General features: G+C 45.1%; 14 protein-coding genes. 6 read left to right on the top strand and 8 right to left on the bottom strand.

Annotation, left to right across the window (positions count from 1 at the left end; genetic code table 11):
* Positions 1-280 precede the first annotated feature (280 nt).
* Positions 281-517, top strand: coding sequence for a hypothetical protein (locus tag J7J01_01825; GenBank protein ID MCD6209632.1), 237 nt, complete (start codon positions 281-283; stop codon positions 515-517).
* Between the two features lie 8 nt (positions 518-525).
* Here J7J01_01825 and J7J01_01820 read toward each other — a convergent pair whose 3' ends face one another.
* The 5 genes from J7J01_01820 to J7J01_01800 all read right to left on the bottom strand — a co-directional run bounded on the left by J7J01_01820 (position 526) and on the right by J7J01_01800 (position 2,248).
* Complete coding sequence (locus J7J01_01820) at positions 526-660, bottom strand: SAM-dependent methyltransferase (GenBank protein ID MCD6209631.1); 135 nt, start codon at positions 658-660, stop codon at positions 526-528.
* Positions 626-877: an SAM-dependent methyltransferase gene (locus J7J01_01815; GenBank protein ID MCD6209630.1), complete on the bottom strand. Its 252-nt coding sequence runs from the start codon at positions 875-877 to the stop codon at positions 626-628. Before J7J01_01815 ends, J7J01_01820 begins: the two co-directional genes overlap by 35 nt.
* Positions 878-971: 94 nt before the next feature.
* Entirely contained in the window at positions 972-1,874 is a 903-nt protein-coding gene (locus tag J7J01_01810; GenBank protein ID MCD6209629.1) for a class I SAM-dependent methyltransferase family protein, read from the bottom strand.
* A gap of 49 nt (positions 1,875-1,923) precedes the next feature.
* On the bottom strand, positions 1,924-2,046 hold the full coding sequence (locus J7J01_01805; GenBank protein MCD6209628.1) for a hypothetical protein: 123 nt from the start codon (positions 2,044-2,046) through the stop codon (positions 1,924-1,926).
* Positions 2,047-2,101: 55 nt separating this feature from the next.
* Entirely contained in the window at positions 2,102-2,248 is a 147-nt protein-coding gene (locus J7J01_01800) for a hypothetical protein (protein MCD6209627.1), read from the bottom strand.
* 172 nt (positions 2,249-2,420) lie between these two features.
* On the opposite strand from J7J01_01800, the gene J7J01_01795 reads away from it, so the two are divergent.
* Both J7J01_01795 and J7J01_01790 read left to right on the top strand, forming a co-directional pair.
* A complete protein-coding gene (locus tag J7J01_01795; GenBank protein MCD6209626.1) occupies positions 2,421-3,200 on the top strand; it encodes an ABC transporter ATP-binding protein in 780 nt (259 codons plus the stop codon).
* Positions 3,201-3,221: 21 nt separating this feature from the next.
* Complete coding sequence (locus J7J01_01790) at positions 3,222-3,725, top strand: 3-isopropylmalate dehydratase small subunit (GenBank protein ID MCD6209625.1); 504 nt, start codon at positions 3,222-3,224, stop codon at positions 3,723-3,725.
* 364 nt (positions 3,726-4,089) lie between these two features.
* Here the strand turns inward: J7J01_01790 and J7J01_01785 are convergent, their stop codons facing one another.
* Entirely contained in the window at positions 4,090-5,244 is a 1,155-nt protein-coding gene (locus J7J01_01785) for an LL-diaminopimelate aminotransferase (GenBank protein ID MCD6209624.1), read from the bottom strand.
* Positions 5,245-5,369: 125 nt separating this feature from the next.
* A complete protein-coding gene (locus J7J01_01780; GenBank protein MCD6209623.1) occupies positions 5,370-6,776 on the bottom strand; it encodes a nodulation protein NfeD in 1,407 nt (468 codons plus the stop codon).
* Between the two features lie 72 nt (positions 6,777-6,848).
* On the opposite strand from J7J01_01780, the gene J7J01_01775 reads away from it, so the two are divergent.
* Together J7J01_01775 and J7J01_01770 are read left to right on the top strand one after the other, a co-directional pair.
* Positions 6,849-7,916, top strand: a complete 1,068-nt coding sequence (locus J7J01_01775) for a polyprenyl synthetase family protein (protein MCD6209622.1) — start codon at positions 6,849-6,851, stop codon at positions 7,914-7,916.
* Between the two features lie 39 nt (positions 7,917-7,955).
* Complete coding sequence (locus tag J7J01_01770; protein ID MCD6209621.1) at positions 7,956-8,294, top strand: hypothetical protein; 339 nt, start codon at positions 7,956-7,958, stop codon at positions 8,292-8,294.
* Here the strand turns inward: J7J01_01770 and J7J01_01765 are convergent.
* Positions 8,270-9,748 (bottom strand): radical SAM protein, encoded by a 1,479-nt coding sequence (locus tag J7J01_01765; GenBank protein MCD6209620.1) that lies wholly within the window; start codon positions 9,746-9,748, stop codon positions 8,270-8,272. The genes J7J01_01770 and J7J01_01765 overlap by 25 nt on opposite strands.
* A gap of 665 nt (positions 9,749-10,413) precedes the next feature.
* Between J7J01_01765 and J7J01_01760 the strand changes: the two genes are divergently transcribed.
* Positions 10,414-10,698, top strand: a 285-nt coding sequence (locus J7J01_01760) for a hypothetical protein (GenBank protein MCD6209619.1), incomplete at its 3' end; no start/stop codon positions are given.

The following is a 10,698-nucleotide window of genomic DNA, read 5'->3' as shown; positions in this document are numbered from 1 at the left end:
ATCTCCTTTTTCATGCTAACTCAAATCAAGACAAAAGGAGGAATAAGCTGGATAATACGCACATACGAACATGAAATGAAATGCAATGCAAGGAGAATCTTATTTGACAGGTCCATAGCTTTCCAGAAATCAAAAAATAGTATCTTTAAAATATTTAAATGCGGAATAATATGATGGTACCGAACTACAACAATACAGTGGTAAATACGAGATTGCGGCATCAGAAGGTGGCCTTAAGAAGATAAACTCTGATAATAATGACAATAGTGCATATTTCGTTGTGGAGATAGCGGAGCATCCAGTAAACTATGAAGGCAGGCGGATAAGGGTTGTCGGCTACATCTGTAAGGTGTACAAGCGCATATTTTATCTCTGTAGTGATAATAAAGCGAGCACGGAGTATCAGTATCGGATGCAGGTAATAGCAGAGCGATTAGCTGAGCCCGGGCTGAAGAAGGACGGCAGGGTTATAGTCGAGGGCGTTCTTATCTACAGCCCTGTGGATATGCGGTATTGAATTAGAACTCATCTCTTTATCTTGTCTGTAAGCCAGCCAATTCTCACATCCCTATCGTTAAAATTAAATTCGGGCACATAGGGCTTTATATCTATCAGAGGACTACCATCAATGGCATCTATACCTCTGACTCGCAGTATAATTTCCGCACCTCTCTATCAGCTTCACAACCGATATTCCTATCGGATTCGGTCTATTTGGCGACCTTGTAGTGAATAAGCCATGTGATTCTGTATCCCAGGGTGTTCTTACGAGCATGGAATAGCCATGTGATTTGTGGAGCCAGTAGAGGAGTGTGAGGTGTGAGAAACCTTCAAAATCCTTCAGTCCACCTGCATAATGCTCAAAGACTTCTATCACTGCTACTACTTCTGATTTGCTTGCATGCGTGGGCAGTCACTTAAACTCTTATACGGACTGTAAATCACACCTATAGGCGTCAATGTCATCTGCATCACATTACACTCCCTTCTACATGCGAGTTTAAGTTCAAATTCAAATCCAATACCACATGATATCTCCGTGGCGCAACAGAACGCACAATCCGCTTCTCCTCTATTTTCAATCTTAGTGAGTCTCCGAAAACGGATGAGATAATGCCTCTCACACGCTTGATTGGCATAACAAATAAATCATCGTCTTTTCTACCCGTAGAGACGTCATAATAGTGTATTACGCCTCCTGCTCCTTCTTTATCCAATTTCAATGCTCTTACGGCTAATGGCAAAAAAGAATGCGCTTCTTCCGGCAACGGCATGAGCACGCGGTCTGCAACTCCTTCTAATCCCGATTTCTTCAGCTCTTCTCTTACATCACCAAGAATAGGTATTACCCTCCCCTCCATCCTGTTCAATCTCACGTTCTCATTCATATATTCATACGCATAAGGATTCACATCAATAGAATAAATCTTCGTTTGTGGTTGCATCCTCGCTATGATGATGGAGAAGCAGCCTACACCTGAAAACATGTTTATTATCGTTTCACCAGCCATAACTTTACTGGCAACTCGCATTCGCTCATAGGAGAGACGGGGGGAGAAGAAGACACGTTTTGGATTCACTTTGAATAAGCAACCGCTCTCTTTATGCATAGTTTCCATATTTTCATCCCCCCATATCACCTCCAGGTCCCTTGTTCGGTATATCCTGTCGGTGTGAGCGTAAAGAGGAACTGCTGCGATGCTTCTCACATGTGGATAGATCTTATGCAGCGCCTCGGCAATAATCCCCCTCTTTGATTCCAGATCAGAGTGGACCCTTATGAGAATTGTATCACCGATGATGTCATAAGATTTTACCACCTTCTTCAGTTCACTTTCCTCCAATACACCCTTTAAAGCTTCCTTTAGTTTCATACCGATAGCGGTTTGTAATTTGTAACGGGCTGACAGGATTTGTGTGGATTCAATCAGTCATCCCAGCAGCCATCAAATACCCCCGAGCTCGCTCTGTTTTAGGATACCTATTTACGAGTTTCCTGATTTCCGGTCCATGTCCTGGCATTTTCAAGTGTGCAAGTTCGTGCACTACTGATAAGATAATGCAGCTTCTCTGAGTATGCGTATGAGTATGTGTAGTGACGCTAACCACCCGCCGTTATGCTTAGCCTAGCCACATTCACATTATAAACTTCAGGGGCATGCTCTTTTGCATGTATCTTCACAGACAGCATCCTCAGCAACTTTGTATATCTTCCCACATGCTTGCACGAGTTCGTCTTTTTTAACATCTCTTATCCTTCCTCTAAGAACATTCTTACCTCGTCCGCCGATGGGGTCACAGGTCCCTCTATCACTACTTCGCCCTTGACCGCTGGAACTGCTTCACTCATAATTTTTTATTTGTTTTATTTTTGGTTTTTCAGGGTATTTAATGATGAGCGATAAATAATAATCATAATCATGGAAGAAGGGGCGGAGATAGTGAGGCTGGAGGATGTATGGGTTCACATTGATGGTATGCCGGTACTTGAAGCCGTTAATCTATCGATAAAGCAACACGACTTCCTGGGTATAATAGGTCCGAACGGCGGCGGCAAGACCACACTCCTGAAAGCTATCCTCGGGTTAATAACACCAACTCGGGGTCGAATCACAATCTTTGGACTCGCACCGGATAAGGGCAGGAGGTTCGTTGGATATGTACCACAATACAGCCTCTTCTATCGCGATTTCCCGGTTAGCGTCCTTGATGTCGTGCTCATGGGACGTCTTGGACGTATGCACCCACCCAGGCGCTACAGTGAAGAAGACATGAGAATCGCGTATGAAGCTCTTGAAACCGTTGAGATGCTCGAATACAAAGACCGGCAGATAGGTAAACTCTCGGGTGGTCAACAGCAGCGGGTATTCATCGCGCGTGCACTGGTGAACCAGCCGAAGTTGCTGTTACTCGATGAGCCGATGGCAAATGTAGATCCGCAGATGCAGAAGGAGCTTTATGAACTCTTCGAATCGCTAAGGAAGCAGATGGCTATTGTACTCGTCTCTCATGACATCAGTGCGGTCTCCATCTATGTTACCAAAATCGCATGTCTCAATCGGAAGTTATATTACCATAATACAAAAGAGATAAGCAAGGAGGAACTGGAATCAACATACCAGTGTCCTGTTGATATGATTGCACATGGCGTGCCCCACCGTGTATTGCGAGAGCATGACATGCGTGAAGAGGTGAAATAGTAAGGAGGTGAAATAGCGCTTATGAGAGTCTGGAAATTTGGCGATGACATAGACACTGATCAGATAATACCTGCGGAATATTTGACTACGGGCGATGCGAAGGAATTAGCCAGACACGCGTTCGCGAAGGTGCGACCGGAATTCGCGACGGAAGTGCATGAGGGTGACATAATCGTAGCGGGTGCTAACTTCGGCTGTGGCAGTTCCCGTGAGCATGCACCTCGTGCATTACTCGGTGCAGGTATAAGCTGTGTGATAGCGAAGAGTTTTGCACGGATATTCTTCAGAAACGCTATAAACATCGGGCTGCGAGTGATAGAATTGGATATTTACGACAGGATAGACGAGGGTGATGAGATAGAATTAAATTTTGAGAGGGGAGTAATAATGAATCGTACGAGAGGTGAGGAATACAGGTTCAAGCCTCTACCGGAGTTCATGCAGAAGCTGCTGGATAGTGGTGGTTTGATTGCTTATATCAAGAGTAAAAGTAGAAGTAGAGATAAGAGAGGGGATAATATGTAAAAAGTGACCGCAAAGATTGTTATACGTGCCCACAACTCCTTAACACTTATTTAAACTACCGCAGAGCCCGATTTCACTTAACGTTCCGGGGATATGTGAAGCTTGTCGGAGGCAGATTTGGGCGAGAGTTAGCGAGCAACATATCCGCCTGTTAAGTGACCGAAGGGCGAGCAACGAAAATTGCGAAGAGTCGGGCGGAGTGGTAGCATTGGTGGCATTATTCAGGAAGTACTATTTCGGCAACCACCGCTTCCCCCGAACTATCAAGAACGCATACAGAGCCATTTGCGATACGATTTAAGCGAATGTTTGGTTTTTTTCCATTCCGATGAAGAGGGGGGATGAGCATCAACAATATCACAGATCACAGAATATCAGTTATCCGTTCGCACGCCTCCTTTATACGCTCTATATCCAAACAGAGCGAAAAACGAACGAAACCCTCGCCATACTCACCGAATCCTACACCCGGCGTTACCACCACTCCTGCTCGTTCCAGCAGGAACATCGAGAACTGCATAGAGCTGTATCCATCCGGTACACGCACCCAGAGGTAAAAGGTTGCTTTCGGCTTACTCGCTTCAATACCCGCGGACTTTAAACCCGCAACCAGTGCATCCCGTCTCGCTCTGTACACTGCCACATTAGCCCTTATACAGTCTTGCGACCCGGTCAAAGCCGCTATTCCCGCTATCTGAATCGCCTGAAACGTGCCTGAATCTATATTCGTCTTCACCAGTCGCAGACCATTCAGTATCTCATGATTACCAACTGCAAAGCCAATACGCCAGCCGGTCATGTTGTAGGTCTTTGATAGCGAATTGAACTCGATACCCACTTCTTTCGCACCGTTCACCCTGAGAAAGCTCGGCGCTTCATAGCCATCAAATGTCAGTTCTGAGTATGGGTTGTCATGTAGCACCATAATATCATGCTCGTATGCGAAATCCACAACTTCTTTGAAGAATTCTTCATCTGCCGTAGCGGCGGTAGGGTTGTTTGGATAGTTCAGGAACATCAGTTTCGCACTTTTCGCGATCTCCGCATCTATACGCTCAAAGTCGGGCTTGAACCCACTCTCTTCCATTAAAGGCATGGAGAAAGGTATAGAATCTGCCATTATTACCGCGTTCTTATATACCGGGTATGCGGGGTTGGGTACAAGTGCGATATCATGGGGGTTGAGGAACGCGAATGTGGAATGAGCTATACCTTCCTTTGAACCTATCAGTGTTAACACTTCGCTATCTGGGTCCAGACTCACATGCTTTCTACGCCTGTACCAGTCAGCTACTGCCTCACGGAATGTGAACATCCCCTCGTATGAGGGGTATCTGTGGTTTGCTGGCTCCGCTGCCGCTTTACATAGTGCATCCACGATGTGAGAAGGTGTCGGCAGATCAGGGTCACCAACACCCATATCTATAATATCTACACCCCTATTCTCCGCTTCTCTCTTCTTCCGGTCTATATCCGCGAAGAGATAAGGCGGTAATGAGTTTATCCGTTCTGCATACATTCCAGTTCCAGTGACAGAAAAGAGAATAGCATAGCTAATAAAAAAACCTTTCTTTCAAAAAGAAAGCTTTACCAAAGAAACATTATACTTTATGTAGTATTAAAAAAAAAATGTTTGTGAACTTCTCAAGCACCCTTGCCCTTATCATTTGCCCGTCTGACAATCAACGTCAGTCCTTCTCGTGCCACAACCTCCACCTTCGCTCCTTTCTCTATCTCCTCTCCTCTTGTTCGGGCATTCCATAATTCACCATGTATCTTTATCGTGCCACTATCTTCCGTGATATTCGTCATCGCCTTTGTTATCCGACCGATGAGCTCTTCAGCACCCACTTTTGGGCGTCTCTTCCTCGCCCTCAAGACCGCACCAACAGCGAAGAAGAAGAAAGCAGCAGATGCAGTGGCGATACCCAGTATGGTGATTGCGAATCCCCGGAACCAGCGGGGATCAAAGAGTAAAGGCTCTTTTGGTAATATCAATGCACCTATAATCAAACACATTACCCCTCCGGTAGTGAGTATCCCGAAGGTTGGCGTCAGTGCCTCGGCGATGAATAATATAACCGCGATGATTATCAAAAGCACACCAAACATATTCACCGTGAAGAGTCCCATACCATAGAGCGATAATACCAGGCAGATAGCGCCTATCATCTCAGGTACATACGTACCCGGGGACATGAATCCAAATATGAGACCATACAAGCCAACAATAAGCAAAATAACCGCTATTTGGGGATTACCAAGTAGTTTCAGTAAGGAAGAGCGTGCACTTTCACGCTTATGGTACAGCGAAGCATTCCATGTCCTCATGGTTATATTAGTTCCGCCTATACTCACTTCTCTGCCATCCACCATCCTCAGGAGTTCGGACTCATCACTCGCAATGATGTCAATTATACCCCTTTGCAACGCCTTATCCGCGTTCAGCACGGCGTTCTCGGTCACAAACAGCTTTGCCTGTGTTTCGTTCTTACCGCTCGAATTCGCTATGCTCGCTATATGCCCGGCGAAGAATTTCACCGTCTTGTTATCCGCCGGCTTCCTGCCGCTTATGCCTATAGAGACAGGCATTGCAGCCCCAATAGTTGTGCCCGGTGTCATTGCTGCGATATTGCCAGATACGAGGATAAAAGAGCCTGCTGAGGCTGCTATCGCACCCCTTGGCGTTACATAGGTGATAACTGGCACTTTTGAATTCATTATCGCTTCTGTTATCTTCAGTGTGGACTCAACGAGTCCGCCTGGTGTATCGAGTTCAATCAGAATCGCATCAGCATTCGCATCCTCCGCCTCCGCTAAGCCTTCCTGTACATCCATGGCTGTGCCTTCTGTTATTGTACCTTCTATTCGCAATACGTAAACTACGGGGCTATCCGTATCTCTTGCACCTGCGGTTGTAGTGTTAATAATAACGAAAGCGAAAGCGAATATGAGTATTAAACTTAGAATTGCAATTGGAATTGCAACTTTAAAGGCTATTTTTTGCCTTAGCTCTGGAAGAAGATGGGTTTTTTCTTTTCTATTATACATCTACATCACACATACACAAATAACATAAACAATTGTATTTGTATCAGATAAAATAAAGGTGGTGATAGATAAGTGAATATAAACACTATAATTTCCGATTACCGGGAGAAGATAAACAGGCATCTGGAATCTTTCCTGGCTAATAAGATAGAAGAAGCAGCCGGGATTTCACCAGATGTAAGGGATGTGGTGGTCAACGCCACCAAATATACATTACGGGGAGGTAAGAGACTCAGACCCATATTCTTCATCTATGGTTATAAGTGCCTCTCTGACGGTGATGAGAGAGCTATTATAGATGCCTCAATCTCTATTGAGTTGATGCAGAGCTATCTGCTAATTCACGATGATATAATGGATGAGGATGAACTGAGAAGAGGCAAGCCCACGTTTCACGTACTCTATAAGGATATCTGTGAACGCGAATATGGTAGTACGAAATCGGTTAGATTTGGTGAGAATATGGCTATTCTTACCGGTGACCTGCTGGAGGCATACGGTGAAGAAGTGCTGGCAAATTCAAATTTCGATGCTCGATATGTCAGGCGAGCTTTGTGCAAGTACCTGGAGATAGTGAGAAATGTGGGGTATGGACAGATCATGGATATAATGTCGGAGAGAAAGGGAAGTATTACCACTGATGAGATTTTAATGATACATAGACTCAAAACTGCGAGTTATACAATAGAGGGGCCACTTCAGATCGGTGCTATTCTGGCGGGAGCAAAAAAGAGGGATTTGCAGGTCATGAGCGAGTATGGCATTCCTCTTGGCATTGCATTCCAGATACAGGATGATATACTGGGTTTATTCGGCAGGGAGGCCAAGATAGGCAAGCCGGTAGGTTCTGATATACGTGAAGGGAAGAAGACACTGCTGATTCTGCATGCACTGGAGAGATGCAAGGATGATGAGCGGCGATTTATCTTAAGAACCATGGGCAATGAGCATATTACAGTGGATGAGATAGAAGCGGTCAGGGAAATAGTGAAGAGAACGGGCTCATTCGATTATTCGAAACAATTGGTCAGGGATAACACAGAGCGGGCAATAGAAGCGATTGAGGACTCAGATTTCCGAGCAGATGCTAAGGAATTCCTTATGAAAATAGCGGATTTCATAGGTGAGAGGGAGTATTAATGTATTAATATTAACAAGACAAGAGGCAGCGGGATAGTCATGGTAATTAAGGAGAGTTTCAAGGACATTGCACTGCGCCGGATAAAGCGATTATTTGAGCTTGCGCAGCTGGAAGCAGCTCGTGGTAGAGAAGACAGAAGTGATAGATACGTCCAGCTTGCTCGCAAGATTGGAATGCGTTATCGAGTTAGAATCCCCTGGTATTTAAAGATGCAGGTCTGTAAGAGCTGTAAGTCTTACTTAATACCCGGGAGAAATATGCGGGTGCGCCTCAGGGGAGATTATATCACAACAACATGCCTGAAGTGCGGCAGGCAAATGAGACGCCCATACAAACCAAAGCGTGTCACTCATCATTCATCCGTTGCACGTGAATGAACATGAAGAGGTGTTGCGAAAGCCTTCTCTACGGAAGGGCGATGGATAGCATTGTATGAGCAGAAGGGAATTATCCTGCCATCGGGCGTTACATAATGGATACCGCACCTCTGTACCCGTTCCAGATCGAAATTATAAGGGTCCTGGAAGTGCATAGTACCAATGAAGAGTGCTTTGCGATGGAATTCTGCCAGAGAGTCACGATTGCCTTTATCCAGGATATCGGTGAATGTGAATTTATCAAATACCGAAGGCGCCTTCTCATGGTCTATGAACTTCTTGCCCTGGGTTATTATCCGCGCCATCGCCTTCAATTTCCCTATTCGTGATTTGCTCATCTCCTCTGCTTGCTCTTCTATGAATTCCATCAGCCCTTCAACATCCACGAACTCGGTTATCGGTATGAACTTCCCGTTCTCTACAAACACGTACGTTGCTGCACCGCAGTGAGGATGAACCGAGAATTCTAATTGTGGCATGCCTTTCCATGCTTCCACGAAATGCGAGATAGCAATGACAAAAGGAACAGGATAGAAACTTTCATGTGGTATCTCACCATCTGTCTGCTCCTCCAATGCTTTTATATAATCGGGAATCGTTATCCTACCGCTTTTTCGCTCGCCCTCATCTACTCTGCCCTCAAAAGCGATTGGCTGTGCATTCACTCCCCGTATTATATCCAGGTTCCTGGCTGCGAATCTCACCATATCACCTACCTGATGGTCATTTACACCCTTAACGAGTGTTGGTACAAGTACAACGCTCTTTAGACCGCCTTTACGGCAGTTTTCTATCGCCCTCAACTTCGTCTTCAATGCGGGTATGCCCCTCAATACCCTGTAAGGCTCTTCGGTAACACCGTCAAACTGCAAATATACGGTGTGCAAGCCTGCCTCTGCCATGTCACGACAGAACTGCTCGCTCTTTGCCAGTGCTATCCCGTTTGTAGCGACCTGAATATGAGAGAATCCAATACCACGAGCCATTCTCACGATCTCGATGAAACCCTCCCTTATCGTCGGCTCACCACCTGCAAATTGAACCGCGGGACATGGGGGCACCTCACTCCTGAGCAGTTTCATCATCTCTCGCAATTGCTCCATTGTTGGTTCATATAGATACCCGGATGCTGCGGCATTTGCAAAACAGGTCGGGCAGTGCTGGTTGCATCGATTCGTGAGGTCTATAATGGCAAGCATAGTCGAGCTCTTATGCACGGGACAGAGTCCGCAGTCATAGGGGCAACCCTTTTCTGTGTTCGTAATTCTAATACCGGCATTGCCAGTGTACATCCATCTTGCGAATTTGTAATAGAGCGAGGCATTAGACCAGTATATGTCATCGAACTCGCCATGCTTCTCACATCTCTTCTGTATCAATATTTTGCCATCTGATTCATACACCTCTGCATCTATAACGTTTAAACACTCGGGGCACAGCGATTTAGTCCTCATCTCTTCTTTCTCCTTCTGTAAGAAATCTAAATGTAAAAGATAAAAATGGCATAATATATATAAAGTTAACGAATTAGACAGTATCTCCGAATACTCTTTGGGGGATATTAGTAAAAGAACAGAGTTTAAGCGTTTCTGGCATATATAAATATAATCGAGCATATTTTCTCCATAAAAACTTCAATGCCCGGATAGTCAGTTAATTAAGCAACAGAAAAAGAGTAAAAACAACAAAAAGCTGCATTAACAGCCCTTGTACAAGCTAAATCCACCAAAATAGCCGATCTTTTCGATTAGCTCCTCATAAATCTTGTCGGGAGGTGGACCTTTGTCGTCCAAAAACCCTTCACTCTGAAGAGCGCAATCACTGCAAATACCGCTGTTTTGACGATGCTTCGCCTGAACGGAAGACGCCCCTTGAAGAACTGCCAGACATTGGACATTGTACAGTATGCACTCAAATACGAGGAGTGCGAACCGTATCATAGGTATTAGCGTTGATATTTGTTGCAAAAAATCCAGTCAAGGCTCTCATAGCCCGGCAATACTGCAATATACGTGCTTATTTTTTCTGCGTTGTCTTGTCTCTATTCGTCTTCCACCGATGCTCGTGCAGCTCTGCACCTTTCTTTAACCATTCCTTGAACCTGGCGTATTTCGGAACCATGATTATCCATGATTATATATCTATATCGCAGTTTGAGCTCCTGCAAGACCTTTATGACGCTTTACGTGTAAAGTCCACGGTCAAGAAGGACAATCTCGATTGGTATGAGCGCATAGTTATTTTTGATGTGGTGACTAAAATGCCCAACGAAAGGGACGATTATGAAGGCATAGTGAAGAGAGGACTAAAAGAGGAGTGCTGCGGTTATATAAGACGTGAATATGAGTTCTCAATGGCGGTTTGTCGCTCCTTAGCGCGTGACATCGAGGCGTTTTGTGAACGA

It is taken from the genome of Methanophagales archaeon, assembly GCA_021159465.1.
In the GTDB taxonomy this organism is placed as follows: Archaea; Halobacteriota; Syntropharchaeia; order Alkanophagales; family Methanospirareceae; genus G60ANME1.
This window is presented reverse-complemented; position numbering and strand designations above follow the sequence as displayed.

Excerpts from the sequence above, each read along its gene's own strand:
- J7J01_01800 (MCD6209627.1), bottom strand. The coding sequence starts at position 2,248 with ATGTTAAAAAAGACGAACTCGTGCAAGCATGTGGGAAGATATACAAAG.
- J7J01_01790 (MCD6209625.1), top strand. The coding sequence starts at position 3,222 with ATGAGAGTCTGGAAATTTGGCGATGACATAGACACTGATCAGATAATA.
- J7J01_01765 (MCD6209620.1), bottom strand. The coding sequence starts at position 9,748 with ATGAGGACTAAATCGCTGTGCCCCGAGTGTTTAAACGTTATAGATGCA.
- J7J01_01785 (MCD6209624.1), bottom strand. The coding sequence starts at position 5,244 with ATGTATGCAGAACGGATAAACTCATTACCGCCTTATCTCTTCGCGGAT.
- J7J01_01810 (MCD6209629.1), bottom strand. The coding sequence starts at position 1,874 with ATGAAACTAAAGGAAGCTTTAAAGGGTGTATTGGAGGAAAGTGAACTG.
- J7J01_01780 (MCD6209623.1), bottom strand. The coding sequence starts at position 6,776 with ATGTATAATAGAAAAGAAAAAACCCATCTTCTTCCAGAGCTAAGGCAA.
- J7J01_01770 (MCD6209621.1), top strand. The coding sequence starts at position 7,956 with ATGGTAATTAAGGAGAGTTTCAAGGACATTGCACTGCGCCGGATAAAG.
- J7J01_01795 (MCD6209626.1), top strand. The coding sequence starts at position 2,421 with ATGGAAGAAGGGGCGGAGATAGTGAGGCTGGAGGATGTATGGGTTCAC.